Source organism: Microbacterium sp. MTN4-26 (assembly GCF_042846595.1).
In the GTDB taxonomy this organism is placed as follows: Bacteria; Actinomycetota; Actinomycetes; order Actinomycetales; family Microbacteriaceae; genus Microbacterium; species Microbacterium luteum.
The window spans coordinates 152,241-177,897 of sequence record NZ_BTGO01000005.1 but is presented as its reverse complement, the minus strand read 5'-3'; the positions used below and the strand labels follow the sequence as shown (position 1 = coordinate 177,897).

Sequence of the window (25,657 nt, the reverse complement as noted above, 5' to 3'; positions counted from 1 at the left end):
TTCGGTCACGACGTCTCCGCGAGCGCGTCGCTCACGAGGGTCTCGAGCACCGACGCGTCCTGCAGCTGGCCGATGATGCGCGCCGCCACCCGCCCCTCGGCGTCGAGCACGAGGGTCGTCGGCGTCGCGCTGATCGGCGTCTTCTCGGCGAAGGCGAGCTTGACCTCCGGCGTCACCGACGCCAGCACGCTCGGGTAGGTCACCCCGTAGGTCTCGGCGAAGGCGAGCGCGGTCCCGGCGGAGTCGGTGGTGTTGATCCCGAGGAAGGTGACCTCTTCGCCGTCGAAGGCGCCGTGGGCCTCTTCCAGTGCGGGGGCCTCCGCGCGACACGGACCGCACGCGGCGTACCAGAAGTTCACGACCACGACGTCGCCGGCGACATCGGCGTCGGTGATCGTGGCACCGGTGTCGAGCTCACCCGAGAACGTCACCGGCTCGCCGCGATCCTCGACCGGGATCTCGACGACGCGCAGCCCGTCCGCGGCGATGAAGCCCTTGTTGTCGCCCGCGCGGTACTGCTCCGCGAGCGGGTCGTTCGAACAGGCCACCAGCGCCCCCGCGAGCGCCAGGGCGGCGACGATGGATGCGGCCACGCGGCCGGCGCGCGCGGCACGGCGGTCTCTCATACCGCCCCCACGTCGCTCGCGCCCGAGGTCTGGGCGGGCTCGGCGTATCCGATCTCGGTCCACAGGCCGTCGCGCATCTCGAACGAGGTCACACTCGACAGCGCGCAGCGGCGCTGCCGCGGGTCGTGCCGGGACGATTCGCCCGCGGCCGCGAGGTGCGTCACCCAGATCGGCAGCTGGTGCGAGACGATGACGGCATCGCCGCCCTCCGCCTGCTTCCAGGCATCGGTCATCGCCTGGTTCATCCGCACGATCACCTCGGCGTAGGGCTCCCCCCAGCTCGGCAGGGCGGGCTTGCGCAGATGGCGCCAGTTCAGCGGGTTCATCAGGGCGATCCGCATGCGACGGCCCTCGAAGACATTCGTCGGCTCGATGACGCGCTCGTCGATGCGGGGAGCGACGCCGAAGACCTCGGTGAACGGCTCCGCCGACTCCTGCGTGCGCTCCAGCGGCGAGCACGTGAGGGATGTCACGTCGCGCCCCGACGCCTGCACCCATTCGGCGGCGGCCCGCGCCATGTCGCGCCCGGCGGAGCTCAGCGGGTAGCCGGGCAGTCGTCCGTAGAGCACGCCGCGGGGGTTGTCGACCTCCCCATGGCGCACGAGATGAAGGCGTTCGGCAGGCACCGCTTCAGTCTACGTGGGGGCCCGCTATGGACGGGCTGAGCGTCGGCTGGACCGGGCGAAGTGCCGCTCGACGGCCACGAGGCCGAGCACGACGGCCGCCCCGACGACGGCGAGCACGATCGGCAGCACCACCGGCTCATACGGAAGGGCGAGCGCTCCGATCCCGTGGTCCTCCCCGGCCGGCAGATCCTGCCACGGCCAGAGCGCGCGCAGCGATCCGAACATGAGACCGGCCATGGCGATGAGGGTGAGGCGCCGGTGGTGTCGCAGCAGCCACGTGATCACGCGCACGATCGTCACCAGGCCCACGAGGGCCCCCAGGGCGAACACGGCGAGATACCCGAGGTCGCGCTCGTCGACGGCCCGGAGGGTCGGGGAGTACAGGCCGATGGCGAGCAGGAAGAACGACCCGGAGACGCCGGGCACCACCAGCGCGCACACCGCCACGGCCGCGGCGAAGAAGACGGCGATCAGCGGCGGATCGGCGTCGAAGGAGCCCCCCGCGAAGTCGATGGCCAGGAACGCCACGGCTGCGGCGGCGAGGAAGAGCAGGACGCCGCCGATCCGAGCCCGCGCGGTGCGGTGCGCGCGGGGCACCAGCTGGAGGGGCACGAGGATGCTCGCGGCGACGAGGCCGAAGAACAGTCCGCGCGAGGCCTCGACGTTCTCGGTGACGAACGCCTCGACCGTTCCCGCAAGGGTGAGCACCATCGCCGCCATCCCGATGAGGACGGGGACCACGAGCACCCAGTCGACCCGTCGCATGCCGTCGACGAAGCCGGAGCGACGGTCCGGGCCGAGCAGCAGGCGCTTCATCGCGGTCACGACGCTGTCCGCCGAGGCGATCAGCCGCTCGTAGACACCGGTGATGAGGGCGATCGTGCCGCCCGAGACACCGGGGATGAGTTCGGCGAGACCGATCAGGCCACCCCGCACCACGTCGAGCAGGGCGATGAGGACGGCGCGCACGCGTGAGGAGGAGCGGCCGGTGTCGGTGGTGGTCATCGTGCCTCGCGGTCGGAAACGGGAAGGTGCCCTCCGATGCTAGAGCGCCCGGGCCTCGCGCACCTGGGGATTCGCCCGCGACCGCCCGCCGGGGTGCGACGGCCGCGGCGTCTAGACTCGGTCATCGTGAGTGAACGCGTTCTCGTCAAAGATCTGCAGGCCCGCGAAGACGGCTCCGTCTCCGTCTCGGGATGGGTGGAGACCGTCCGCGATCAGAAGAAGGTGCAGTTCGTCATCCTGCGCGATGAGTCCGGTGCCGTGCAGCTGGTCAACCCGGCAACGCGCGAGATCGGCGAGGACGCCACCGCCGAGCAGGCGGCGGCCCTCGCCCTGACCGAGACCATCTCCGCCCTGACGCACGGCACGTTCCTCACGGTGCACGGTGCGCTCAAGCACGACGAGCGCGTCAAGCTCGGCGGCGTCGAGGTGAAGATCGCCGGTCTCGACATCGCGAGCGAGGCGCTTCCCGAGACGCCCATCGCCGCCGACAGCGGGCTCGACAAGCGCATGGACTGGCGCTTCCTCGACCTGCGCCAGCGCCGCAACAACCTCGTCTTCCGCGTGCAGACCACCCTCGAGCACGCGATGCGCTCGTACTGGATCGAGCGCGACTATATCGAGGTGCACTCCCCCAAGCTCATGGCGTCGGCGTCGGAGTCCAACGCGGAGCTGTTCGAGGTGCCCTACTTCGAGGACAAGACGGCCTACCTCGCGCAGTCGCCGCAGTTCTTCAAGCAGATGGCCCAGGTCGCCGGCTTCGGCAAGATCTTCGAGATCGCGCCCGCCTTCCGCGCCGACCCCTCCTTCACGAGCCGTCACGCGACCGAGTTCACCTCGATCGACGCCGAGATCAGCTGGATCGACGGCTGGGAAGACGTCGCCGCGATGCAGGAGGAGCTCCTGGCCACCGCGATCCAGGCCGTCGCCGACAAGCACGGCGACGAGATCAAGGAGCTCTTCGACCTCGACGTCGTGGTGCCCACCGTGCCCTTCCCGCGCATCCCGCTCGCGGAGGCACGCGAGATCGTCGCCGCCCGCGGATACGAGATCCCCCGCACCGACGGCGACCTCGACCCCGAGGGCGAGCGTCAGATCGCCGCCCACGTGGCGGAGACCTACGGCCACCCGTTCGTGTTCATCACCGACTACCACCCGGAGATCCGCGCCTTCTACCACATGCGCGACGAGGAGACGGGGCTCACCAAGAGCTACGACCTGCTCTACAACGGCGTCGAGATCACCACGGGGGCGCAGCGCGAACACCGTGTGGACGTGCTCATCGAACAGGCGAAGGAGAAGGGGCTCGAGCCCGAGCACCTCGACTTCTACCTGGACTTCTTCCGCTACGGCGCTCCGCCCCACGGCGGGTTCGGGATGGGCCTGGCCCGCGTGCTGATGCTCCTGCTCGGTCAGGAGTCGATCCGCGAGGTGACCTACCTCTTCCGCGGCCCCACGCGCCTGGCTCCCTGACCGATCGTCAGGCCGTCAGCGCGGCGCGCAGGCGATCGGCCGACACGCGCCAGTGCGCGTGGAACTCGCCGTCGATGAGAACGACCGGGATCTTCTCCCACCATCGCGCGTAGAGCTCGGCGTCATCGAGGATCGAGCGCTCCTCGATCACGACATCCCGCCCCGACTCGGCGACCACGAGGTCGACCACCTCGCGCGCCACGTCGCACAGGTGGCACTCCGGCTTGCCTATGAGAGTGATCGTCGTCACCTGACAATCCTAGGCAGGAGCAGTCAAGGGCTCGTCGCCTGAGGGGTCTCACCCGTAATCTGGACGCCCTCGCAGCGTCGCGTCACGTCCCGATCCCCCGATCCGCAGGAGTGCCCGATGCTCGATCCCTGGCTGCAGTTCGCCATCGTCCTCGTCTCCGCGCTCATCGGCGCCGTCATCGTCGCCGCCCTGGTCGCCCTGGCCGTGCGCACCGCCGGACGCCAGCGCGCGTGGTCGACCCTGATGATCCGCCGGGGGCGGCGTCCGTTCCGGGCGCTGCTGCTCGTCATCGCCGTGTGGATCGCGCTCCTGACCGCCTTCCCGGGACCGCGTGAGGAGTGGATGCCGGGCATCAACCAGCTCTTCACGATCCTCGTGATCGCCGCCGGCAGCTGGCTGATGATCGCGGCCGTGCTCTTCGCGACCGACCTCGCGATCGGCCGGTACCGCATCGACATCCCCGACAATCGTGTCGCTCGGCGCATCCGCACCCAGACGCTCATCCTGCGGCGGCTGGCCATCGCCATCATCGTCGTGATCGCCGTCGGCGCGGCCCTGCTGACCTTCCCCGCGGTGCAGACCATCGGGGCGAGCGTCCTCGCCTCCGCCGGCATCGCGTCGATCGTCGCGGGCCTGGCGGCGCAGTCCGTGCTGGCGAACATGTTCGCCGGCATCCAGCTCGTCTTCAGCGAGGCCCTGCGCGTCGACGATGTGATCGTCGTCGAGGGCGAATGGGGGCGGGTCGGCGAGATCACCCTCAGCTACGTCGTGCTCGACCTGTGGGACGACCGACGGCTGGTGCTCCCCTGCACCTACTTCACCACCACGCCGTTCCAGAACTGGACGCGCGAGGGCAGCGAGCTGCTCGGATCGATCGAGCTCGACCTCGACTGGCGCGTTTCTCCCACACGGATGCGCGAGCACCTCGAGCGCGTGCTCGCGGAGACCGAGCTGTGGGACGGCCGCGCGTCGGTGCTGCAGGTCACCGAGGCGACCGGAGGGCTCGTGCGCGTGCGCGTGCTCGTGACCGCACAGGACGCCCCGACGCTGTTCGATCTGCGCTGCTTCGTGCGCGAGGCGCTTGTCGACTGGGTGCAGCGCCAGATGCCGACGGCCCTGCCGGTGCAGCGCGTCATGATGACCGCCGACACCGGCCACGTCGAGGCCGAGGCCCCGCGCGGCGACGTCGACGGGCTGTTCACCGGCAGCGTCGCAGCCCAGCAGCGGGCGAGCACCTTCACGCAGGGCGTGCCGATCGTGTCACCGGAGGACGACGCCGACGACGCCTCCGCCGAGTCCGCTGCGGGGGCCGGTCACCGCTCGACCGGGTAGCCCGCCGCGATCCACTCGGACGTGCCGCCCTCGACGTTCGTGGCGTCGTAGCCGCGCTGTTCGAGCGCCTGCACGATGCTCGCGGAGCGTCCGCCGAGTTCGCAGATGATGTTCATCGGTCCGTCGGGCAGCTCCGCGAGCCGCTCGCCGAAGACCGACATGGGGATGTTGACGGCGCCGGGCACGTGGCCGGCGGCGTATTCGTGCGGTTCGCGCACGTCGATGACGGGGATGGATCCACGCTCGGTGAGCTCGTGGACGGTGATGGTCTGCATGGTGCCTCGGGTCGAAGTGGTGCATACGGCCGTCATGGCCGCCAGCAATTCTGTCAGAAAACACGAAGCGCCCGTCCGGAGGACAGGCGCTCGGTGTGGAAGCCGCTTACTTCTTGTTGCGGCGCTGGTGACGAGTCTTGCGAAGCAGCTTGCGGTGCTTCTTCTTCGCCATGCGCTTGCGGCGCTTCTTGATGACAGAACCCACGGAAAACCTCACTAAGTCGAAGTCTGGACGCACATCCACGGTCGGATCGCGTCCGGGAACGGGCAGATGCGAAAAATGCCTCGGAACAGCTTATCAAATGCGCGCGCGGTCCTCGCGCGCGCCGGCAGCGATCAGCCCGCGTCGGCGATCGGCCGCTCCATGGCGGCCGTCACGGCCGACTCCGGCACCCGGTAGCTGCGCCCGAATCGCACCGCCGGCAGCTCGCCGGAGTGCACCAGTCGGTAGACGGTCATCTTCGATACGCGCATCAGTTCAGCGACCTCTGCGACGGTGAGGAAGCGCACGTCGGGAAGTTCGGCCACGATGTCCCCTCTCGTGCGTCCCAGTCGGATCTCCCTGATCCTGGGAGGAGTCTATGACCTGCGCGCGACGCGTGTAAACCCGTGTGACTCGTGTGACTCGAGCGTCGGCGCGATTCAGCGTCCGGGCAGCCGGCGCCACGCGTTCGTGACGACGTGCTTGGCGGATGCGGCGGCCCGCCCCACGACCTCCGCGGCGTGGGCGGCGGAATCGGGCAGGGCCCCGGAGGCGACCGCCTGCAGGTCGTCGCTGTGCGTGAAGAAGGGCACCAGCCAGTCGTCGACCTCGTCGAGCGGTTCCGCGGAGAGGCTGTAGTAACGGTGCTGCCCCTCCTCCCGCACCGACACCAGGTGCGCCTCGCGCAGCACCTTCAGGTGCTTCGACACGGTCGGCTGACTCACGCCGAGCTCGCCCACGATGTTCGAAACGCTCGTGCCGTCCTGGCCGGAGGATGCGCGATCGAGGAGCAGTCGGAGGATGTCGCGACGCGTTCCGTCTGCGATCACGTCGAAGATGTCCGCCATGTGGTTAGGTTAGCCGGACGCGCACCGGAGTACCATGAGGTCGACTTTCGCTCGGGAAGACGACACAGACGAGGGGGCGGTGCATGGCGACGAGCCGACCGGCTGCGCCGCAACGCCGCGCACCGTCGGCGGGGTGGCGTCACCGCCTGCGTCAGGTCGGGGAGTTCGGCCGCGACTTCGCCACCTCGTCGCCCTCGCGCTTCGCCATCCTCGTCTTCGGCACGCTCATCCTGATCTTCACGAGCCTGCTGTCGCTCCCGATCGCTTCGGCCAGCGGCCGCGCGACGCCGCTCGCCGACGCCCTGTTCACGGCCGTGTCGACGATCTGCGTGACGGGGCTGGTCACCGTCGACATGGCCACCCACTGGTCGCCCTTCGGCAACGTGGTGATCTTCCTCGGCGTCAACATCGGCGGGATGGGCGTGCTGACGCTCGCCTCGATCCTCGGTCTCGTGATCTCGAAGCGACTGGGTCTGCGTGCCAAGCTGATCGCCGCGGGCGACACCAACCCGATGCGAGCTCACGGCGGACCGGTCAACGAGGGCCAGACGGTGCGGCTCGGCGAAGTGGGCCAGCTGCTTCGCACCGTGGCGCTGTCGACGCTGGTCATCGAGGCGATCGTCGCGGTGCTGCTGTACCCCGCGCTCGTCATGGCCGAGGTCGACCCGCTCATGGCGCTGTGGGAGGCGCCGTACTACGCGGCGATGTCGTTCACGAACACCGGCTTCACCCCCAACGTCGGCGGCCTCGAGCCCTTCGCCGACGACTACTTCCTGCTCACCGTGCTGATGACCAGCGTCTTCCTCGGCAGCATCGGCTTCCCCGTCATCTACACGCTCTCCCGGCACGTGTGGCACGTGGGGCGGTGGTCGCTGCACACCAAGCTCACCCTCATCACCACCACGCTGCTGTTCGTCGCCGGCGCCATCGCGTTCCTCGCGCTGGAGTACGACAACCCCGGCACGTTCGGCTCGATGGACGCGTGGGACACCACCTTCCAGGCCTTCTTCCTGTCCGCGATGACGAGATCGGGTGGGTTCTCCGTCATCGACATCGGCGAGCTCTACGGGTCGTCGCAGGTCGTGGGATCCATGCTCATGTTCGTCGGCGGCGGCTCGGCGTCCACCGCGGGCGGCATCAAGGTGACGACGCTCGCCGTGCTCGCCCTGGCCGTCTGGTCGGAGGCCAAGGGCCGCACCACCGTGGAGGTCTTCAGCCGCCGCATCCCGAGCGACGTGCAGCGTGTGGCCCTGTCGGTCGTCGCGTGGGGATCGACCATCGTGGCGCTGTCGACCATCGTGATCGCGCAGATCACCCACGCCCCCGTCGCGCACGTGCTCTTCGACGTGATCTCCGCCTTCGGCACCGTCGGGCTGTCGACCGGCCTCACGCAGTCCCTGCCCGACCCCGCCGTCTACGTCATGGCGGCGACGATCTTCATGGGGCGCATTGGTACAGTGACACTCGCCGCGGCCGTGGCCGCGACATCCCGATCGCAGCTGTACTCGCTGCCCGTCGAAAGGCCCATCGTTGGTTGAGCGCATCCGCGGCGACGCACCCGTCCTCGTGATCGGTCTCGGGCGCTTCGGTGCGGCCTGCGCCGGCGAGCTCGACCGGCTCGACCGCGAGGTGCTCGCCATCGACGAGAGCCTCGACCTCGTGCAGAAGTGGTCCGAGCGCGTCACCCACACCGTGCAGGCCGACGCCCGCAACCTCGAGGCGCTCAAGCAGGTCGGCGCGCAGGACTTCCAGGTCGCGGTGGTCGCGGTCGGCTCCTCGATCGAGGCGTCCGTGCTCATCACCGCCAACCTCGTCGACCTGAAGGTGCCGCAGATCTGGGCGAAGGCGGTGTCGCAGTCGCACGGCAAGATCCTCGCCCGCGTGGGCGCGAACCACGTCATCTACCCCGAACGCGAGGCCGGCGAGCGCGTCGCGCACCTCGTCAGCGGTCGCATGCTGGATTTCATCCGGTTCGACGACGACTTCGTGCTCGCCAAGATGTACCCCCCGAAGTTCATCCGCGGCGTCGGGCTCAACGAGTCGGGCGTTCGCACCAAGTACAACGTCACCGTCGTGGGCGTGAAGAGCCCGGGCAAGCCGTTCCGCTACGCCGAGGCGGCGACGGTCGTCACCAACCACGACCTCATCATCGTCTCGGGCACCAACAGCGACATCGAGAGGTTCGCCGCCCTCGACCGGTGACGGATGCGCTCAGCGCAGCTGAGCGAACTCCTCCACACGTCGCGTGGGACCGACGACCAAGACCGTGTCCCCCTCGTCGAGGACCGTCGCGGCGTCGGCGTTGGACCATCCCTGCTGGCCTCGCTTGAAAGCCGCCACGGTGACCCCGTGAGCCTGGCGGGTGTTCGTGGCGCCGAGCGGCGTGCCGCTCAGACGCGCGGGGACGCTCGTCTTGACGAGGGCGTAGCCGCGGTCGATCTCCAGGTAGTCCATCGCGGCACCGCGCACCAGGTGCGCCACGCGCCGCCCCATGTCCTTCTCCGGATAGATGACGTGATGCACGCCGAGCTGTTCCAGGATGAGCCCGTGCTGCTCGCTCACCGCCTTCGCCCACACCACCGGGATCCGCATCTGCAGCAGCAGCGACGCGGTGAGGATCGAGGCCTGCACGTCGTCGCCGATCGCGATGACCACGCGGTCGAACTCGGGAACGGCGAGCTGCTCGAGGGCCTCCCGCTTGGTGCTGTCGGCTCGCACCACCTGCGTGAGGACGCCGTTGAGGGACTGCACGGTCTCCTCGTCACTGTCGATGCCGAGCACCTCGGTCCCGGCGTCCATGAGCTCCACGGCGAGGGAGCTGCCGAACCGGCCGAGCCCGATCACCGCCACCGAGTCCGCCTCGGCGATGCGGTGCGACGACGCACCGAACAGGTGGGTGAAGCTAGCCAATGGCGGGCCTTTCCTTGGGGAACTCGTACGACACGCGCCGTTCGCGCAGTGCCAGCGCCGTGCCGATCGTGAGCGGACCGAGCCGCCCGACGAACATCAGCAGCGACAGGATGATCTCCGCCGCCTCGGGCAGGTCCGCCGTGACTCCGGTGGACAGACCCACGGTGGCGAACGCCGACACGCTCTCGAACAGCATCCGATCGAGCGAGCCGCCGGTGACGATCATGAGCGCGATCGTCGAGGCGACGACGACCCCCACCGCGATGAGCACGACGGCGATGGCCTGTCGATGCACCGCCCGGGAGAGCCGCTTGCCGAAGATGTTGACGGCACCGGCGCCGCGGAGTTCGGCGACGAGGATGAACATCAGCACGGCGAAGGTCGTGATCTTGATGCCGCCGGCGGTGCCGGCCGGTCCCCCGCCGATGAACATCAGCACGTCCATGCCGAGCCAGGTCTCGTCGTGCATCGCCCCGACGTCGACGCTGTTGAAGCCGGCCGTGCGCGTCTGCACCGAATGGAAGAATCCGATGAGCACGCGGGCAGCCGGGTCGTACGCGCCGAGGGTGGCGGGATTGGTCCACTCCAGAGCGGTGATGTAGACCGTTCCCCCCACGAGGAGGATGACGGATCCGAACAGCACCAGGCGCGTGTTCATGCTCCACAGCAGGGGGCGGCCGATCTCTCGTCGCAGCTGCATGAGCACGGGGAAGCCGAGCCCCCCGAGGATGACGGCCGCACAGATCGGCAGGCAGACCCAGGGGTCGGCCGCGAAGCGCACCAGGCTGTCGGCGTACAGCGCGAAGCCGGCGTTGTTGAACGCCGAGACCGAGTGGAAGAGGGCGTACCACGCACCCTCGCCCCAGCCGTGACCGTAGCGGAGCGCGAACGACGGGAAGAGCACCAGGAACAGCGCCGCCTCGATCAGCAGCGAGGTCACCACGATCCGCCGCACGACCCCGCGCACGTCGTCCAGCGAGAGCGCCTTCGCCTCGGTCGCGGCCAGCACGCGCGACCGCACGCTGAGCCTGCGGGCCAGCAGCACACCTACGAGCGAGGCGAACACCATGATCCCGATGCCGCCGATCTGGATGAGCGCGAGGATCACGAGGTGGCCGAGCGGCGTCCAGTAGGTCTCCGTGTCGACGACGACCAGCCCTGTCACGCAGACCGCCGACGTCGAGGTGAACAGGGCGTGGACGAACGACGCCCCCTCGCCGTCGCGAGTGGCGGCGGGAAGCATGAGCAGGCCGGTGCCGACGAGATCGGCGAGGCCGAAGCCCGCGACGATGGTCTGTGCCGGGCTCAGTCGGAACGATCGGCGCGGCCGCGTGTCCGACGCAGCGACGCGTGATGTCACGAGCGGAAACATTACGCCGATCCGGCCGGAGCGCAAGACCGGCGCGATCCGGATCTCAGGCGCCGGCGGCGAGCTCCTTGGCGCGGGCGAGTGCGGCGTCGGTCGCCTCGGCGAAGACGGCGCCCAGATGCGCATCCTGCAGCACGGCGATGGCGCGCTCGGTCGTGCCCTTCGGGCTCGTGACGCGACGCCGCAGCTCGGCGGGTTCGTCGTCGGATGCCTCCAGCAGCGCCGCGGCCCCGATGAAGGTCTGCTCGGCCATGAGCCGCGCATCGGCACGGTCGAAGCCCTTCCCTTCGGCAGCGCGCGTCAGCTCCTCCATCAGGAGGAAGACGTAGGCGGGGCCGGATCCGGAGATCGTCGAGAGGGCGTCGATCTTGTCCTCCGGAACCTCGATGACGCTGCCGACGGTTTCGAACAGCCGCCGCACGAGGGCGACATGCTCGTCGGAGGCGTGCGTTCCGGGCGCGATCCCGGTCACGCCCCGCCCGACGAGCGAGGGGGTATTGGGCATCGAGCGCACTACCGCGACCGACGCGGGCACGATCGACTCGAACGTGGCGACGGTGACACCGGCGGCGAGGCTGACGACGATGGTGCCGGGGCGCAGGTGGGGACCGATCTCCCGCAGCAGGTCGGGGACCATCGCGGGCTTGACCCCCACGAGCACCACGTCCGCCCCCGCGACCGCCGCCGCGTTGCCATCGGCATCGCGCTCGAGGGCAATGCTGCGAACGCCGTCCAGACCGGCGAGCGCATCCGCCTTCGCGGCTGTGCGGTTGGTCACCGTCACACCGCCGTGAGCGAGTCCCGACGACACCAGCCCCTGCAGGATGGACCCTCCCATGGACCCGGCTCCGAGGATGGCGATGGCGGGAAGGGGGGAGGCGACGTCGATCATGTGGCCATCCTACGAGCCGTCTGAAAAGTCCCTCGATGCAGCGTGGAGTGCCCGGATATAGTCGAGGATCGTGGGACGGTGACGCCCCACGACGACCCACGGAGGACCCCCAATGACCCTCTTCGACGGCATCACGTCTCGCCTCGTCGAGACCCCGCGCCTGACCGTCAACGTGCTCGAGCGCAAGGGGGATGACGCCGCGACCCCGCCTGAGAACACCGTCGTGTTCGTGCACGGCAACGTCTCGTCGTCACTCTTCTGGCAGGAGACGATGCTGGATCTTCCGGCGGAGCTGCGCGTGATCGCCGTCGACCTGCGCGGCTTCGGCGGGACCGAGAGCCTCCCGGTCGACGCGACCCGGGGCGTGCGGGACTTCAGCGACGACCTGCACGCGACCCTGGCGGCCTTGGAGATCCCGACCGCCCATCTCGTCGGCTGGTCGATGGGCGGGGGTGTGGTCATGCAGTACGCGATCGACCACGGCGCGCTCAGCCTCACACTGCAGGCCCCGGTTTCGCCGTACGGCTTCGGCGGCACGCGCCGCGACGGCTCGCGACTGACCGACGACGATGCCGGCTGCGGCGCAGGCGGCGCCAATCCCGACTTCGTCGAGCGACTGACCTCCGGCGACGCCACCGACGAGGCGCCGACCTCCCCGCGGAACGTCTTCCGATCCGGCTACGTCGCCGCCGGGTACACGTCCGAGCACGAGGACGTGTGGGTCGCCTCGATGCTGTCCACCTCCACCGCGACGGGCAACTACCCCGGAGACGCCGTCGCGAGCCCCCACTGGCCCGGATTCGGCGCCGGCGACCTCGGGGTGCTCAACACGATGGCGCCGAAGCACTTCGACGTGTCGGGCATCGTCGACATCGCCGAGAAGCCGCCGATCCTGTGGGTGCATGGCGACATGGACGCGATCGTCTCCGACGCATCGTTCTTCGATCTCAATCACCTCGGCGCAGCGGGGGTCGTCCCCGACTGGCCCGGAGCCGACGTCGCGCCGGCCCAGGAGATGGTCTCGCAGACCCGGGATGTGCTGGGCGCCTACGCGCAGGCCGGCGGCATCGTCAACGAACTGCATCTCGAGGGGGTCGGACACTCCCCACACCTGGAGAGCCCGATCGAATTCCGGCGCGCGCTGCTGACCGCGATCGGCTACGTCGGGACACCGGCCGATCCCTCCCCGCCGACGGAGGCGATCATCATCCGCTCGGCCGACTGAACAGCCCTGCCAGACTGGGGCGCATGGAGTACTGCATCTTCACCGAGCCTCAGCAGGGCTACAGCTACGACGACCAGCTCGCGATCGCGCTCGCGGCCGAGCGCCACGGCTTCGACGCCTTCTTCCGCAGCGACCACTACCTGCGCATGGGAGAGGGCGATCCCCGTCCCGGGCCCACCGACGCGTGGACGACGCTGGCCGGCCTCGCACGCGAGACGACCGACATCCGCCTCGGAACCCTGGTGTCCTCGGTGACCTATCGCTACCCGGGCGTGCTCGCGATCCAGGTGGCGCAGGTCGATGCCATGTCGAACGGACGCGCCGAACTGGGCCTCGGAACCGGATGGTTCGAGCGGGAGCACCGCGCCTACGGCATCCCCTTCCCCGACAAGCGGTTCGCCCTGCTCGAGGAGCAGCTCGAGGTGGTCACGGGGCTGTGGAGCACGCCGGACGGCGAGACCTTCAGCCACGAGGGAGCGCACTATCGCCTCGAGGATGCGCCGGCGCTTCCGAAGCCGGCCCAATCCCCCCTGCCGGTGATCGTCGGCGGTGGCGGCCCCCGACGCACGCCCGCGATCGCCGCGCGCTTCGCCACGGAGTACAACATCGGGTTCGTCGACGAGCCGACCGTCGCCGACAAGTTCGCCACGGTCTCCGCCGCGTGCGAGCGGATCGACCGCGATCCGGCCTCGCTCAAGCGCTCGGTCGCGCTGACGACGCTGGCCGGCACGCCCGGCGACGTGCGACGACACGCGGCGGCCCTCGGCCGTGACGTCGCCGACATCTCCCCCGACAGCCACTTCATGGGCGACGCATCCGTCATCGCCGAGAAGGTGCACCGTCTGGTCGAGCTGGGAGCCGAGCGCATCTACTTCCAGCTGTTCGATCTCGGCGACCTGGACCACCTGGAATACCTCGGCAGCGAGGTGCTCCCGCTCCTTCCGCGCTGACGCTCGCGACCCGTCCGGTCCGTCCGGTCCGCGAGAAACCACTTCCGCTGCGAGAAACCACGCAACGCGTGATGTCTCGTGCGCGGAGGTGTTTCTCGGCGCCGGTCAGCCACGCGCGGGTCAGGCGCGGCGCGCGTCGAAGAACGTGCGCAACAGCGCGGCGGCCTCGGCGGCGCGAACTCCCGCGACGACCTCCGCGCGCACGGGCAGGCGGCGATCGCGCACCACGTCGTACATCGATCCGACGGCCCCGGCCTTGTCGTCCCATGCGCCGAACACGACGCGGGAGACGTGCGCCTGCAGGAGCGCACCCGCGCACATCAGACACGGTTCGAGGGTGACCACGAGGGTGCAGCCGTCGAGGTTCCACGTCTCGAGGGATGCCGCGGCCTGCCGCATCGCGACGATCTCGGCGTGGGCGGTCGGATCGTGGCCGGCTTCGCGGAGATTGCGACCCTGCCCGATCACGTCCCCGGTCGAATCGAGCACGAGGGCGCCGACCGGCACCTCGCCCGCATCCAGCGCCCCCGACGCGAGGTCCAGTGCGCGCTCCATCGCGGCGGTGTCGGAAGCGGACGGGGGCAGGCTCACGCCCCCAGCGTAGGGCGGGGCGAGCGAGTGGAATACCCTGGGACTCATGCGCTTGCATGTCGCCGACCATCCGCTCATCACCCACAAGCTCACCGTGCTGCGCAACCGCGAGACGTCGTCGCCGGTGTTCCGTCAGCTCACCGAGGAGCTGGTGACGCTGTTGGCGTACGAGGCGACCCGGAACGTGCGCGTCGCGCCGATTCGCATCACGACGCCGGTCACCGAGACGATGGGCGTGAAGATCAGTGAACCGCGGCCGCTCGTGGTGCCGATCCTGCGTGCGGGGCTCGGGATGCTCGAGGGCATGACCAAGCTCGTGCCCACCGCCGAGGTGGGCTTTCTCGGCATGGTGCGCAACGAGGAGACCCTCGAGCCGCAGACCTACGCCGAGCGCCTTCCCGACGACCTCAGCGATCGTCAGTGCTTCGTGCTCGACCCGATGCTCGCCACCGGCGGTTCGCTCGGCGCCGCGATCGACTTCCTGTTCGCCCGCGGCGCGCAGGATGTCACCGCGATCTGCCTCCTCGCCGCCCCGAAGGGCGTCGAGGCCATCACGGCGCAGGTCGGCGACCGCGACGTGACCCTGGTCCTCGGGGCCCTCGACGAGCGGCTCAACGAGAAGGGCTACATCGTGCCCGGTCTCGGCGACGCCGGAGACCGCCTCTACGGAACGGTCTGACAGCGAGCGGCGCGCCGCTGACGACCCGCGACGCGCTGACAGCCGCTGACGACCGGGCGTGAACCAGGGCTGACGCCCGGAGCCCGAGGGAGCGGCACCCGCCCCTCGCCGAACGGGTGCCGCCGCGCCCTGAGGCGCTTCGCCAATCTACGATCGGGCCGAGGCGACCTGAACGGGGTTGACATCGCCGACGGCGGACCCTAGCTGCGCGTCGCCGCCCGGCCCGGCGCCGAACGACGCATCCGGGTCGGCGCCCACCAGGCGCGCGAACGCGCTGAGGCGCGCCACGCCCTCCGGCGTGCGGGGCAGGTCGTCGAGCAGCCCGGGTGAATACACCACGAACGCGGCGTGCATCGCGCGCGAGACCGCCACGTTGAGGCGGTTGCGCAGCAGCAGGAACTCGAGCCCCCGCGGGGCGTCGCGCCCGGCCGACGCAGCGAGGGAGACGATCGCGACCGCCGCCTCCTGGCCTTGGAACCGGTCGACCGTGCCGACGCGCACGTCGCCGTGACCGGCGGCCTCGAGCGCCTCTTCGACCGCGACCTGCTGCGCGTTGTACGGCGTGACGACGATGACGTCGGCGGCGCTCAGGGGACGCGCAGGCTCCGAGACGGACCGACCGGATGCATCGGTGCGCACCGGCTGCCACGATCGACCGATGAGATCGGTGACGATGCCGGCGACGACCTCAGCTTCTTCGGGCGACCACGTGGCGTTCCCGCGGTGCCGCACGGGATGCGCGTGAAGCCCGGGAGCGATGCCCTCGAGGGTTCGCCGCGCGGTCGACGGGTGCGCGCGCAGCGCCCCGCCGTAGGACAGCGTCGACACCGATGCCGCCACGTCGGGGTGCATCCGCCACGTTCGCGCGAGGAAGTAGCCGTACTCCGCCGGGATGACGTCTGCGCCGTCGATCACCCACCCGAGCGCGGATGTGTCGACCGGTTCCGGATGCGTGCCCTGACTCACCTGGGGCAGCTGCTGAGGATCGCCGAGCAGCAGCAGGCGTGAGGCCGCCAGCGAGACGGCGATCGTGGAGGCGAGCGAGAACTGCCCGGCCTCGTCGATCACGAGCAGGTCGAGACTTCCCCGGGGCACGCGGCCCTCGTGGGCGAAGTCCCACGCGGTTCCGCCGATGACGTACCCCGTCTCGGCGTGCGCCGCGGCGAATTCGGCGATGCCGTTCTTGGCGAGCGCGGTGAACGACGGCGTGACGGCGGCATCCTTCGGCGCCTTTCCGACCTGTGCCGCCGGCACGCCCGCGGCGATCACGCGATCGAGCATGTTCTCGACCACCGCGTGCGACTGCGCCACGACGCCCACGGTGAATCCGTGCTCGGCGACGAGCCGCGCGATCACATGCGATCCGATGTAGGTCTTCCCCGTTCCCGGCGGGCCCTGCACAGCGAGGTAGCTGCGGTCGAGGTCGAGCACGCTGCGCACGATGGCATCGGCGTCGTCACCCTCGGAGACCGCGAGTGCGCCGGAGCGGGTTCGCGGCGGCCGCCGGCACAGGATGTCCGTCGCGGGCTCCTCCGGAAGCTGCGGCGCTGCGGCGATCACGGCGTCGGCCCATGCGTCGATCGCGACCTGCTGGTTCGCCGCGGGCGGGGGCGAGGCCGGCGTGAGCGCGACGGGAAGCTCGGACCACGTGAATCCCTGGACCGCGCTCTCCGAGACGATCACACCGTCGTCGAGCACTTCCACGACGCTCACCCGGTGGTCCGCGTGGATCCAGCGCGGAGCCGCGTCGAACGGGTAGGGGGCGGGCAGGTCGTAGAGAGCGAACGGCGAGGAACCTTCGCTGAGCCGTGTGCCCGGCGCCAGCTCGCCGCGGATCTCGAGGACGCGTCGGTCCGTGCGCGCCCCCTCCGGCCGATGCCAGTCCTCGACGACGCGGCACCGGGCCGGATCGATGACGACCACGTCGCGGCTGTCCTCCCACAGCGAGACCGGCTCGCGCAGCCGCAGGTAGTGCGTCGCCCAGAAGGTCTTCGCCTCGCGCGGGTAGTAGTCGATCGCCGCAGCCCCCAGCCGCAGCGACCGCGCCGGCACCGAGTCGACGGGGAGCGATGCGGCCATCTCGGCCAGCGTCGTGGCACGGTGGGATGGCCGGTAGGCGTTCTCGGCCGGATCGGCGTCGGGGGTGGGGCGCAGGGCCGCCTCGCGCGCACGGTCCACCAGCCAGTCGCGCAGCCGCAGGGTCGATACGCAGTCGTAGCGGTTGTAGTCGGCGAGATCGTCGAGCACCACGCGCGCGGCAGCCTCCTCGCCGCGGTCGTGCAGCGCCCTCGCCTCGACGTAGCGGACGATCGAGTCGTCGCCCTTCTGCACGTCGCTGGTGCGGATCTCATCGCCCATGTAGAGCGGTTCGAGCTTCTTGATGGAGTACGAGCGCGATCCGACCCGCAGAGCGCGCCGCACGACGGGATAGAGGTCGACGAAGACGCCGTCCCGCAGCAGCTGGTCGACCTCGCCCTCCCGCACGCCGTGTCGAGCGGCCATCGCCAAGAGATGAGTCGGCTCGTACGGCGCGTAGTGATAGATGTGCATGCCCGGATGCTGCTGCCGACGCATCCGCACGATGTCGAGGAATGTCTCCAGCGCTACCTTCTCTTCGGCGAACGAGTGCGCCCAGAGCGCGGTGTAGCGCTCTCCCAGATCCACCCAGCCGAAGAGATAGTCGATGCCCCACTCGGCGCGCCCCTCGCGCGGCGCCTCGGTGTACAGCGGGTCGCCTTCGAAGTCGAAGAAGATGTCGCCGGCGTTCGGCCGGGGCAGCGCCCCGAGCGCCTTCGGGGCGACCACGCGGTAGGTCGGCACCTGCGGTCGCGACATCTCGATGCCGGCGGGGCTCTCCAGCTGCAGTCGCGCCTGCACGCGAAGCATCGAGAACGTGTCGGGGTTCATCCCGGCCGGGCCCGATGGCGTCGCGGCGAGGTCGTCGATGGTGAGGATGCCGGCCGACCGCAGCCGCTGTCGCTGCACCGGTCGCATGCCGGCCACGAGCAGCAGATCCCGCGAGGCGACCACCTCGAGCTCACATGTCGCGCAGCGACCGCACGCGACGACATCGAGGTCGCCTCGCGGGTCGCCCCAGGCGACCGGTGCTCCGTCGGCGCCGGCGGCGAGATCGCGATCGGCGACCAGGGCGCGCAGGCGCGCGGCGCGCAGCTCGAACACGGGCAGCAGATCGTCGACGGCGTGGGCGCTGACGGTGCCATCGCCCAAAAGCAGCTCGACGCGGTCCGATCTGGGAACGCCGAGACGGTCGAGCTGCGCGACATATGCCGCCAACTGCATGAGGGCGGTCACCCGCGCGCGACGCGCGAGCTTGGAATCCTGCACCAGCCAGCGGCCCTGCTCGTCGCGCGCGAGAAAGTCGGCGAACCCGACGAACTCGTCGGTCGAGAAGGCCGCCTGGTAGACGATGTCGGCATCGGAGGCGAGGGCGGCCGCCGTGGCGGCGACGGCTCGCTGCAGCCCGTCGGCGTCGCGCGACTCGGTGGCATCGATCTCCCACACGCCGGCACCGAACTCCTCGCGGTAGCGCTCGAGCACACGCTGCTCGTGCGCGTCGCCGAGGCGACCGGCCCGCTCCAGGGTGAGGTCTTCGGGGTCTTCGACCACGGCGACGCGGCCGAGCTTGGCGTCGATCGCCCGCAGCCACGCGAACTCGCATTCGGCGGCCGCCTTCAGATCGCTGGCGCTCCAGACGATCCGGCCCTGGTCAGGTATGTAGCGCATGCTCTCCTCTTGGTCGCCTTCGACAGTAGCGAGGACCGCCGACACGGCCTCACCTGCCAGACTGGGCGGGTGAGCACTCCTCTCCCGTTCGACAGCGCCTACCGCCACGGGTTCGCGCGCGTCGCGGCGTGCACCGTGCCCGTCGCGATCGCCGATCCGGCGACAAACGCCGAGGCGATCCTCGACGCCGCACGCGCGTGCCACGACGACCACACCGCCGTCGCGGTCTTCCCCGAGCTCGGACTCACCGGCTACGCGATCGATGACCTCGTGCTCCAGGATGCGGTGCTCGACGCGGTCGACAGCGCGATCGAGCACCTCGCCGCCGAGACCGCCGATCTCCTGCCGGTGCTCGTCGTCGGAGCTCCGCTCCGCCACCGGAACCGCCTGTACAACTGCGCCGTCGTCATCCACCGCGGTCGCGTGCTGGGCGTCGCTCCGAAGTCCTTCCTGCCGACCTATCGCGAGTTCTACGAGCGCCGCTGGTACGCGCCCGGCGACGACCAGGCCGGTGGCGTCATTCGCATCGCCGGCGCCGACGTGCCCTTCGGGCCCGATCTGCTGTTCCGCGCCCGCGACGTTCCCGACCTCGTCGTGCACGCCGAAGTGTGCGAAGACGTCTGGGTGCCGATCCCGCCCTCCTCCCGCGCGGCGCTGGCCGGCGCGACGGTGATGGTGAACCTCTCGGGAAGCCCCATCACGATCGCGCGCGCCGAGGACCGCCACGAGCTGTGCCGGTCGCAGTCCCTGCGCTGCCTCGGAGCGTACGTCTATGCCGCCGCCGGCGCGGGCGAGTCGACCAACGACGTGTCCTGGGACGGCCAGACGATGATCTACGAGGTCGGCAACCTCCTCGCCGAGACCGAGCGCTTCCCCGACGGGCCGCGCCGCTCCGTCGCCGACATCGATCTCGACCGCCTGCGACAGGACCGCCAGCGACAGGGGACCTTCGACGACAACCGCCGAACCCACGCCGCCGACACCGTCTTCCGCACCGTCGAGTTCGACCTCGCGCCCCCGGTGTCGCCGACCGGCCTCGCGCGGCCGGTCGACCGCTTCCCGTTCGTGCCCGACGACCCGGCACGGCTGGCGCAGGACTGCTACGAGGCGTTCAACATCCAGGTGACCGGTCTGGTGCAGCGGATGCGGGCGATCGGGAACCCCAAGCCCGTGCTCGGCGTCTCCGGCGGCATCGACTCGACCCACGCGCTCCTGGTGATCGCGCGCGCGATGGACCTGCTCGGTCGGCCCCGCTCGGACATCCTCACCTACACGATGCCGGGCTTCGCGACGAGCGAGCGCACCAAATCCAACGCGATCGCCCTGTCCCAGGCGATGGGCGCGTCGATCGAGACGATCGACATCCGCGGTGCAGCGACGGAGATGCTGGAGAAGCTGGGGCACCCGTTCGCCGCGGGAGAGCCGTTGCACGACATCACCTTCGAGAACGTGCAGGCGGGGCTGCGCACCGATTACCTCTTCCGCCTGGCCAACCGCAACGGCGGCTTCGTCGTGGGCACCTCCGACATGTCCGAGCTCGCCCTCGGTTGGGCCACCTACGGCGTCGGCGATCACATGAGCCACTACGCGGTGAACGCCGGTGTGCCGAAGACCCTCATCCAGCACGTGATCCGCTGGGTGATCTCCCACCGCGAAGGCGTCGACGACGCGGCCGCGGCGATCCTGCAGGGTGTGCTCGACACCGAGATCAGTCCCGAGCTCGTTCCGGCCGACGCCGACGGCAACATCCAGTCCACCGAGGACCGCATCGGGCCGTATGCCCTGCACGATTTCACCCTGTTCCACGTGCTGCGGTTCGGGATGCGCCCGTCGAAGATCGCGTTCGTGGCCGCACACGCGTGGAGCGACGCCGAGGCCGGCGCGTGGCCGCCCGGATTCCCCCACGACGACCGCTACGCCTTCACGCTCGACGAGATCGCCCGGTGGATGCGGGTGTTCCTCACGCGCTACTTCTCGTTCGCGCAGTTCAAGCGCTCGGCGATCCCCAACGGACCGAAGGTCTCCCCCGCCGGCTCGCTGTCCCCGCGTGGAGACTGGCGGGCGCCGTCGGACGGCAACGCGCGCGTGTGGCTCGCCGAACTCGATGCGGCGCTTCCGCCGAGCTGATCACGCCGCCGAGTCGGTGCGATCCCGCAGGCCCACGCGGTCGGGGATCTCGAACGGGATGTGCGGCAGCCACGACGACGGCTCCGGCCAGGGCGGCGAGGTCGGCAGGGCCGTCAGCATCCGCCGCAGTCCGTCGTCTCCGGGCGACACCGGACGGGCGGCGGGGATCACCCGGCGCGGGGCGTGGTGCCCGAGCGCGCCGCACCACCAGTGGCGCCACGTGGTGTCGACGTCTTCGGGATCGAGCACGATGTAGTAGTCGGGCATCACCGCCTCCGCCGCGGCGAAGTGGGCGAGCGCGGTCTCGACCTCCAGCTCGAGGGCGCCGAGGGTGGAGCGCTCCTCGTACAGCTCCACCCATGCGGCGGCGACGTGCTCCAGCGGATCGGCGTCATGCACGATCCACGGGGTGCGGGTGGCTCCGATGCGGCGGGCGGCGAGGGCCGGCTCGCTCCCCCGCAGCGTCAGGATCTCGACCCCTCGGATCCCGTCGAGCGTCTCGATCGCATCCTCCGCCGCGTCGCCGACGACCGCGACGACCGTTCCCCTGTCGGCTGTGTGCTCCATGCTTCACGATATGTCGCGGATCGTTGCGAGCGCGTGACACGCGACGATCGTCTGCGTTTCGTGACCTGCGCGGCGCCTTCACCCGTCGCGGCGCCTTCACCTGTCGCGAAGTGTCGCCACCGGGCGGCGTGACGACATCCGGCGGCAACCGAATCGACGCGATCCGGACGCGCGCGTGCGGTTCCGGTGGCGGGCGTGCATGATGGGAGGGCGAGTGGCGGACGACCGATGGGGGCGGGATGACGACGCATCGCGATTCGACGGATGCGCTGTCGGACTTCGCGGATCTGATGGCGGGATCCGAGACGGTGTCCGCCGACACCGCGGCCGAGCGCGGGCGCACCCGCAGGGTTCTCGGTCGCATCCTGCTCGCGATGGTGCTCGTGATCGCCCTCGGTGCACTGTCGGCGGGCGGATACGCGGCGTGGGCGCTCGGCGCTCCGCTCCCGGCACCGACGGCACAGCTGCAGGATCGGGCCGTCGCCGCATCCGAGCCGGTCGCGGTCGCGGAACCGTCACAGGGGGCGTCGGCGGTGACGGTGTCGGGTGCGCCGGAATATCTCGGCGTGGACGGACTTCAGGCGGCGAGCGGCACCACGGATGCCGTGCCGATCGCGAGCATCACCAAGCTCATCACCGCTCTCGTCGTGCTCGACGCCCATCCCCTGGGCGAGGGGGATGCCGGCCCCACGCTCACCTTCGGCGCCGCCGACCACGCTCTCTACGACGCCTACTACGTGCGGGGCGCGACGATCGCGGCCATGCCCGCGGGCAGCACCATGACGCTGCGAGACGCCCTCGCAACGATGCTCATCCCGTCGGCGAGCAACTACGCGCACGCGGTGTCGACGTGGGCTTACGGCTCGCAGTCCGCGTTCCTCGGCGCGGCGCGCGCCTGGCTCGAGGCGAACGGACTCACCTCGACGAGGATCGTCGATCCCACCGGTCTTGATCCGGGGAACGTCAGCACCACCGCCGACCTGCTGCGCTTGGGCGCACTGGCCGCGGCGGACCCCACGATCGCGGAGCTCGCGGCGACGCCCTCGCTCACGCTCCCCGCGACCGGTCCGATGCGCAACACCAACGAGCTGCTCGGCGTCGACGGCATCACGGGTCTGAAGACCGGGAACCTCGGCAACGGCACCTTCACCCTGCTGTACACGGCATCGCTCGACGTCGGACTCGGTGAGCCGCTCGCCGTCACCGGCGCGGTCGTGGGCAGCCAGACGCGAGAGGCGACGAACGACGTCGCGCTGCGCACGCTCGCCAGCATCCGCGCGGGGTTCCACGACGTCGCCCTCGCCGACGCCGGCGACGTCGTCGGCACGATCACGACGCCGTGGGGCGAGTCCGCCCAGGCGGTCGTGGCGCGCGACGCCGCGCTGCGCACGTGGTCGGACACCCCGGTCGAGGTGACCGTCGACACGCGCGCGCCGGAGGTCTACCGCGACGGCGCCGTGGTCGGCACGATCACGTGGACCGCCGGACCCGAGACCGCCACCTCCGACGTCGTCGTGGCGGGCCACATCCCGGAACCCACCGCGTGGTGGCGCCTGACACATCCCGATCAGCTCGGCTGACCCGGTCCGTTCGCGTGGCAGCGGGGGTCAGGCGGCGCGAGGTCACGCCGGGAGTGCTCCGTAGGCGAGGGTGATGATCCAGCCGTCACGGGAGAGGTCCGCCAGCTGGTAGTGCACCCGCCGGTCGGGAATCCACCCCCTCGCTTGGGGCGCGTCCAGGCGCACGTGCTCGCCGCGAACGCGGGTTCCGCGTCCGTCCGCGTCGCGGACGGCCTGCACGCGGGTCCAGTGCCGCACGAGGGCCTCGACGTCGTTCTCATCGAAGAGATGGGAGTGACGCTGCATCTCGTGCAGCGTGGCGTCGTCGGGCCGGTTGTCGCGAAGGTCCAGTCCCAGCGGCACCGCGGGGTCGGCGACGGCGACGACCGTCGCGGCACGGAAGTTCGCGTTCCGGATGCCGAGCGGCACGTCGGCCCCGTCGACCTCGGCGATCAGCTGCGTGTGGAAGCCGAACTGTGCCGGCGCCTCGCGCTCGACGCGCACCTTCTTCGGCTCCAGACCCAGGTGATCGGCGACGATCTCCCGTGCGAGGGCGCGCTTGCGGTCGTGCTCGCTCATCGCCGGGTCCCAGCCCAGTCGCATCGCGATCCCCTCCGGGGCATCCAGGACCACCGATTCCATGAGACCTCCTCGCTCGATGCCTCCATCCTGCCGCGCCGGGTCGCGGGAAGGAACCGTCGTCCCGGCGCGTGGGCGAGATCACCGCTTCGGAGCAGTGCCACACTGGGGCCATGGCGAGGCGTGCGACGGTCGTGGGCAGCGGCCCGAACGGGCTCGCCGCGGCGGTCTCGCTCGCGCGCGCCGGCTACGACGTCCACGTGCTCGAGGCCTCGAGTGCCATCGGCGGCGGCGTGCGCACGGCCGGCCTCACCCTGCCCGGGGTGCGGCACGACGTCGGGTCGGCGGTGCATCCGGCGGCGCGAAGCTCGCCGTTCTTCCGCGCGTTCGGGCTCGGCGAGCGCATCGAGTGGATCACGCCGGAGGCCTCCTACGCGCAGCCGCTCGACGGCGGACGGGCGGCGATCGCGTGGCATGACCTCGACCGCACGGTGGACGATCTCGGGGCCGGAGGTGCCGCCTACCGCAGGCTGATCGAGCCGTTGTCCCGTCGCATCCACGAGCTGGTGGCGGTCACCGGCGACCAGCTCCTGCGGGTGCCGCGTCATCCCCTCGTGATGGCGGGGTTCGGAGCAGGGATGCTTCTGACGGGCACGAAGGCCGGGCAGACGACGTTCTCCGCCGACGTCCAGGCTCTGCTCGCGGGCGTGCTCGCGCACGGGAACACCCCTCTCCCTTCCCTGGCCGCTGCCGCTTCCGGCCTGTTCCTCGCCGCGCACGCACACACCCCCGAAGGGTGGTCTCTCCCGCGCGGTGGAGCACAGCGGATCGCCGACGCGCTCGCCGACGACCTGAGAGCACACGGTGGCAGCGTCGAGACGGGGTCTCACGTGCGAAGCCTCGCCGACCTGGATTGGGGCGACCCGGGCGCCGGCGACCTGCTGCTGCTGGACACCGCCCCACGGCTGCTGCTGACCCACCCGGACATCCCCGACCGCTATGCCCGCGCGATCCGCGCCTACCGGCACGGGTCGGCGGCCGCGAAGGTCGATTTCGCTCTGGACGGCCCCGTGCCATGGGCGGCGGCCGACGTCGAACGCGCCCCCACGGTGCACCTCGGCGGCACACGGGCAGAGGTCGAGGCAGGTGAGAACGCGGTGGCAGCCGGCCGGATCCCCGAGCATCCGTACGTGCTCGCCGTGCAGCCCACCGTGGTCGACTCCTCGCGCGCCCCGGACGGCACGCATGTGCTGTGGGCCTACATCCACGTGCCGCCGGCGTCGACGCTCGATCCGACGGAGCCGGTGACCCGACAGGTCGAGCGGTTCGCGCCGGGATTCCGTCGCCTCGTGCGGGCCTCGCATGCGGTGACGGCCGCCGAGCGCTCCCGCGTGAACCCGTCGGACATCGACGGCGACATCCTCGGCGGCGCGTTCACCCTCGCGCAGGCGGTACGCCGCCCGGTCGTCTCACGCACGCCGTGGCGCACACCGATGCCCGGTGTGTACCTCGCGTCGGCGTCGACGCCGCCGGGGCCGGGGGTCACGGGCATGCCCGGATGGCGCGCCGCCCGCCAGGCGCTCACCGATCGGACCGGCGTGCCGGTCTCGCTCGACGATCTCTTCGGCTGACCGCGAAGCCTACGACCGCGAGAAGGCGGCGCGGAGGAGGAAGAAGACGACGAGCGCCACGATCGCGACGATGACGAGCTTGAACAAGAAGACGATCGCCGTGAAGACGAACTCGACGAGGATCCAGGCGATGACCACCGCCGCGATGACGCCGAGAATGGTCCAGATCGTGCTTTTGGTCATGTCCTCCAGCCTACGTG

At 70.5% G+C, this 25,657-nt stretch carries 26 protein-coding genes; 10 read left to right on the top strand and 16 right to left on the bottom strand.

Features of this window, described 5'->3' with window-relative positions; genetic code table 11:
- Positions 1-5 precede the first annotated feature (5 nt).
- From ACGG9C_RS06100 to ACGG9C_RS06090, 3 genes are read right to left on the bottom strand one after another with little or no spacing between them, the layout of a single operon-like run.
- The gene (locus ACGG9C_RS06100) at positions 6-626 is read right to left on the bottom strand and encodes a TlpA disulfide reductase family protein (RefSeq protein ID WP_194384671.1); all 621 of its coding nucleotides are present in this window, start codon (positions 624-626) and stop codon (positions 6-8) included.
- Positions 623-1,252: a histidine phosphatase family protein gene (locus tag ACGG9C_RS06095; protein WP_194384670.1), complete on the bottom strand. Its 630-nt coding sequence runs from the start codon at positions 1,250-1,252 to the stop codon at positions 623-625. The genes ACGG9C_RS06100 and ACGG9C_RS06095 overlap by 4 nt, the downstream gene beginning before the upstream one ends.
- Positions 1,253-1,276: 24 nt before the next feature.
- Positions 1,277-2,257 (bottom strand): DUF368 domain-containing protein, encoded by a 981-nt coding sequence (locus tag ACGG9C_RS06090; protein WP_194384669.1) that lies wholly within the window; start codon positions 2,255-2,257, stop codon positions 1,277-1,279.
- A gap of 126 nt (positions 2,258-2,383) precedes the next feature.
- On the opposite strand from ACGG9C_RS06090, the gene aspS reads away from it, so the two are divergent.
- Positions 2,384-3,727 (top strand): aspartate--tRNA(Asn) ligase, encoded by a 1,344-nt coding sequence (gene aspS, locus ACGG9C_RS06085; RefSeq protein WP_194384668.1) that lies wholly within the window; start codon positions 2,384-2,386, stop codon positions 3,725-3,727.
- A 7-nt stretch (positions 3,728-3,734) separates the two neighbouring features.
- Here the strand turns inward: aspS and ACGG9C_RS06080 are convergent, their stop codons facing one another.
- Complete coding sequence (locus ACGG9C_RS06080) at positions 3,735-3,977, bottom strand: glutaredoxin family protein (RefSeq protein WP_194384667.1); 243 nt, start codon at positions 3,975-3,977, stop codon at positions 3,735-3,737.
- 117 nt (positions 3,978-4,094) lie between these two features.
- Between ACGG9C_RS06080 and ACGG9C_RS06075 the strand changes: the two genes are divergently transcribed.
- Entirely contained in the window at positions 4,095-5,309 is a 1,215-nt protein-coding gene (locus tag ACGG9C_RS06075; RefSeq protein ID WP_194384666.1) for a mechanosensitive ion channel family protein, read from the top strand.
- Here the strand turns inward: ACGG9C_RS06075 and ACGG9C_RS06070 are convergent.
- From ACGG9C_RS06070 to ACGG9C_RS06055, 4 genes are all read right to left on the bottom strand, one after another.
- The gene (locus ACGG9C_RS06070) at positions 5,291-5,584 is read right to left on the bottom strand and encodes a rhodanese-like domain-containing protein (RefSeq protein ID WP_071043938.1); all 294 of its coding nucleotides are present in this window, start codon (positions 5,582-5,584) and stop codon (positions 5,291-5,293) included. The two genes, ACGG9C_RS06075 and ACGG9C_RS06070, sit on opposite strands and share 19 nt — an antisense overlap.
- Before the next feature lie 106 nt (positions 5,585-5,690).
- Entirely contained in the window at positions 5,691-5,789 is a 99-nt protein-coding gene (locus tag ACGG9C_RS06065; RefSeq protein WP_003792170.1) for a 30S ribosomal protein bS22, read from the bottom strand.
- A 131-nt stretch (positions 5,790-5,920) separates the two neighbouring features.
- Positions 5,921-6,112 (bottom strand): helix-turn-helix domain-containing protein, encoded by a 192-nt coding sequence (locus tag ACGG9C_RS06060; protein ID WP_071043939.1) that lies wholly within the window; start codon positions 6,110-6,112, stop codon positions 5,921-5,923.
- A gap of 114 nt (positions 6,113-6,226) precedes the next feature.
- On the bottom strand, positions 6,227-6,634 hold the full coding sequence (locus tag ACGG9C_RS06055) for a helix-turn-helix transcriptional regulator (RefSeq protein ID WP_194384665.1): 408 nt from the start codon (positions 6,632-6,634) through the stop codon (positions 6,227-6,229).
- Positions 6,635-6,717: 83 nt separating this feature from the next.
- Between ACGG9C_RS06055 and ACGG9C_RS06050 the strand changes: the two genes are divergently transcribed.
- Together ACGG9C_RS06050 and ACGG9C_RS06045 are read left to right on the top strand one after the other, a co-directional pair.
- On the top strand, positions 6,718-8,172 hold the full coding sequence (locus tag ACGG9C_RS06050) for a TrkH family potassium uptake protein (protein WP_194384664.1): 1,455 nt from the start codon (positions 6,718-6,720) through the stop codon (positions 8,170-8,172).
- Positions 8,165-8,836, top strand: coding sequence for a TrkA family potassium uptake protein (locus ACGG9C_RS06045; RefSeq protein ID WP_071043942.1), 672 nt, complete (start codon positions 8,165-8,167; stop codon positions 8,834-8,836). Before ACGG9C_RS06050 ends, ACGG9C_RS06045 begins: the two co-directional genes overlap by 8 nt.
- Positions 8,837-8,845: 9 nt before the next feature.
- Here the strand turns inward: ACGG9C_RS06045 and ACGG9C_RS06040 are convergent, their stop codons facing one another.
- From ACGG9C_RS06040 to proC, 3 genes are read right to left on the bottom strand one after another with little or no spacing between them, the layout of a single operon-like run.
- On the bottom strand, positions 8,846-9,544 hold the full coding sequence (locus ACGG9C_RS06040; RefSeq protein ID WP_228480939.1) for a TrkA family potassium uptake protein: 699 nt from the start codon (positions 9,542-9,544) through the stop codon (positions 8,846-8,848).
- On the bottom strand, positions 9,537-10,916 hold the full coding sequence (locus tag ACGG9C_RS06035) for a potassium transporter TrkG (protein ID WP_194384663.1): 1,380 nt from the start codon (positions 10,914-10,916) through the stop codon (positions 9,537-9,539). Before ACGG9C_RS06035 ends, ACGG9C_RS06040 begins: the two co-directional genes overlap by 8 nt.
- 43 nt (positions 10,917-10,959) lie before the next feature.
- Positions 10,960-11,805: a pyrroline-5-carboxylate reductase gene (gene proC / locus ACGG9C_RS06030; protein WP_194384662.1), complete on the bottom strand. Its 846-nt coding sequence runs from the start codon at positions 11,803-11,805 to the stop codon at positions 10,960-10,962.
- Positions 11,806-11,917: 112 nt separating this feature from the next.
- On the opposite strand from proC, the gene ACGG9C_RS06025 reads away from it, so the two are divergent.
- Both ACGG9C_RS06025 and ACGG9C_RS06020 read left to right on the top strand, forming a co-directional pair.
- Complete coding sequence (locus ACGG9C_RS06025) at positions 11,918-13,030, top strand: alpha/beta fold hydrolase (protein ID WP_194384661.1); 1,113 nt, start codon at positions 11,918-11,920, stop codon at positions 13,028-13,030.
- A gap of 23 nt (positions 13,031-13,053) precedes the next feature.
- The gene (locus ACGG9C_RS06020; protein ID WP_194384660.1) at positions 13,054-13,980 is read left to right on the top strand and encodes an LLM class F420-dependent oxidoreductase; all 927 of its coding nucleotides are present in this window, start codon (positions 13,054-13,056) and stop codon (positions 13,978-13,980) included.
- 120 nt (positions 13,981-14,100) lie between these two features.
- Here the strand turns inward: ACGG9C_RS06020 and ACGG9C_RS06015 are convergent, their stop codons facing one another.
- Positions 14,101-14,571 carry a nucleoside deaminase gene (locus ACGG9C_RS06015; protein WP_336510684.1) on the bottom strand — a complete coding sequence of 157 codons (471 nt, stop codon included), beginning with the start codon at positions 14,569-14,571 and terminating at the stop codon, positions 14,101-14,103.
- A 46-nt stretch (positions 14,572-14,617) separates the two neighbouring features.
- Here ACGG9C_RS06015 and upp point away from each other — a divergent pair, with 46 nt between their 5' ends.
- Positions 14,618-15,250 carry a uracil phosphoribosyltransferase gene (gene upp / locus ACGG9C_RS06010; RefSeq protein WP_194384659.1) on the top strand — a complete coding sequence of 211 codons (633 nt, stop codon included), beginning with the start codon at positions 14,618-14,620 and terminating at the stop codon, positions 15,248-15,250.
- 147 nt (positions 15,251-15,397) lie between these two features.
- On the opposite strand, the gene ACGG9C_RS06005 is transcribed toward upp, so the two are convergent.
- Entirely contained in the window at positions 15,398-18,994 is a 3,597-nt protein-coding gene (locus ACGG9C_RS06005) for a bifunctional RecB family nuclease/DEAD/DEAH box helicase (RefSeq protein ID WP_194384658.1), read from the bottom strand.
- 69 nt (positions 18,995-19,063) lie between these two features.
- Here ACGG9C_RS06005 and ACGG9C_RS06000 point away from each other — a divergent pair, with 69 nt between their 5' ends.
- Entirely contained in the window at positions 19,064-21,121 is a 2,058-nt protein-coding gene (locus tag ACGG9C_RS06000; RefSeq protein WP_194384657.1) for an NAD(+) synthase, read from the top strand.
- Here the strand turns inward: ACGG9C_RS06000 and ACGG9C_RS05995 are convergent, their stop codons facing one another.
- Entirely contained in the window at positions 21,122-21,688 is a 567-nt protein-coding gene (locus ACGG9C_RS05995) for a hypothetical protein (RefSeq protein WP_194384656.1), read from the bottom strand.
- A 239-nt stretch (positions 21,689-21,927) separates the two neighbouring features.
- Here ACGG9C_RS05995 and ACGG9C_RS05990 point away from each other — a divergent pair, with 239 nt between their 5' ends.
- On the top strand, positions 21,928-23,268 hold the full coding sequence (locus ACGG9C_RS05990; protein WP_194384655.1) for a D-alanyl-D-alanine carboxypeptidase family protein: 1,341 nt from the start codon (positions 21,928-21,930) through the stop codon (positions 23,266-23,268).
- A gap of 42 nt (positions 23,269-23,310) precedes the next feature.
- On the opposite strand, the gene ACGG9C_RS05985 is transcribed toward ACGG9C_RS05990, so the two are convergent.
- The gene (locus ACGG9C_RS05985; protein WP_194384654.1) at positions 23,311-23,889 is read right to left on the bottom strand and encodes a hypothetical protein; all 579 of its coding nucleotides are present in this window, start codon (positions 23,887-23,889) and stop codon (positions 23,311-23,313) included.
- A 110-nt stretch (positions 23,890-23,999) separates the two neighbouring features.
- On the opposite strand from ACGG9C_RS05985, the gene ACGG9C_RS05980 reads away from it, so the two are divergent.
- Positions 24,000-25,457 (top strand): NAD(P)/FAD-dependent oxidoreductase, encoded by a 1,458-nt coding sequence (locus tag ACGG9C_RS05980; protein WP_194384653.1) that lies wholly within the window; start codon positions 24,000-24,002, stop codon positions 25,455-25,457.
- Positions 25,458-25,466: 9 nt separating this feature from the next.
- Here ACGG9C_RS05980 and ACGG9C_RS05975 read toward each other — a convergent pair whose 3' ends face one another.
- Positions 25,467-25,640: a hypothetical protein gene (locus ACGG9C_RS05975; protein ID WP_176759383.1), complete on the bottom strand. Its 174-nt coding sequence runs from the start codon at positions 25,638-25,640 to the stop codon at positions 25,467-25,469.
- Positions 25,641-25,657: the final 17 nt, after the last annotated feature.

Excerpts from the sequence above, each read along its gene's own strand:
- proC (WP_194384662.1), bottom strand. The coding sequence starts at position 11,805 with ATGATCGACGTCGCCTCCCCCCTTCCCGCCATCGCCATCCTCGGAGCC.
- upp (WP_194384659.1), top strand. The coding sequence starts at position 14,618 with ATGCGCTTGCATGTCGCCGACCATCCGCTCATCACCCACAAGCTCACC.
- ACGG9C_RS06055 (WP_194384665.1), bottom strand. The coding sequence starts at position 6,634 with ATGGCGGACATCTTCGACGTGATCGCAGACGGAACGCGTCGCGACATC.
- ACGG9C_RS05975 (WP_176759383.1), bottom strand. The coding sequence starts at position 25,640 with ATGACCAAAAGCACGATCTGGACCATTCTCGGCGTCATCGCGGCGGTG.
- ACGG9C_RS05980 (WP_194384653.1), top strand. The coding sequence starts at position 24,000 with ATGGCGAGGCGTGCGACGGTCGTGGGCAGCGGCCCGAACGGGCTCGCC.
- ACGG9C_RS06090 (WP_194384669.1), bottom strand. The coding sequence starts at position 2,257 with ATGACCACCACCGACACCGGCCGCTCCTCCTCACGCGTGCGCGCCGTC.
- ACGG9C_RS06070 (WP_071043938.1), bottom strand. The coding sequence starts at position 5,584 with ATGCAGACCATCACCGTCCACGAGCTCACCGAGCGTGGATCCATCCCC.
- ACGG9C_RS06035 (WP_194384663.1), bottom strand. The coding sequence starts at position 10,916 with ATGTTTCCGCTCGTGACATCACGCGTCGCTGCGTCGGACACGCGGCCG.
- ACGG9C_RS06020 (WP_194384660.1), top strand. The coding sequence starts at position 13,054 with ATGGAGTACTGCATCTTCACCGAGCCTCAGCAGGGCTACAGCTACGAC.
- ACGG9C_RS06075 (WP_194384666.1), top strand. The coding sequence starts at position 4,095 with ATGCTCGATCCCTGGCTGCAGTTCGCCATCGTCCTCGTCTCCGCGCTC.
- ACGG9C_RS06050 (WP_194384664.1), top strand. The coding sequence starts at position 6,718 with ATGGCGACGAGCCGACCGGCTGCGCCGCAACGCCGCGCACCGTCGGCG.
- ACGG9C_RS05995 (WP_194384656.1), bottom strand. The coding sequence starts at position 21,688 with ATGGAGCACACAGCCGACAGGGGAACGGTCGTCGCGGTCGTCGGCGAC.
- ACGG9C_RS05985 (WP_194384654.1), bottom strand. The coding sequence starts at position 23,889 with ATGGAATCGGTGGTCCTGGATGCCCCGGAGGGGATCGCGATGCGACTG.
- ACGG9C_RS06025 (WP_194384661.1), top strand. The coding sequence starts at position 11,918 with ATGACCCTCTTCGACGGCATCACGTCTCGCCTCGTCGAGACCCCGCGC.
- ACGG9C_RS05990 (WP_194384655.1), top strand. The coding sequence starts at position 21,928 with ATGACGACGCATCGCGATTCGACGGATGCGCTGTCGGACTTCGCGGAT.
- ACGG9C_RS06005 (WP_194384658.1), bottom strand. The coding sequence starts at position 18,994 with ATGCGCTACATACCTGACCAGGGCCGGATCGTCTGGAGCGCCAGCGAT.
- ACGG9C_RS06100 (WP_194384671.1), bottom strand. The coding sequence starts at position 626 with ATGAGAGACCGCCGTGCCGCGCGCGCCGGCCGCGTGGCCGCATCCATC.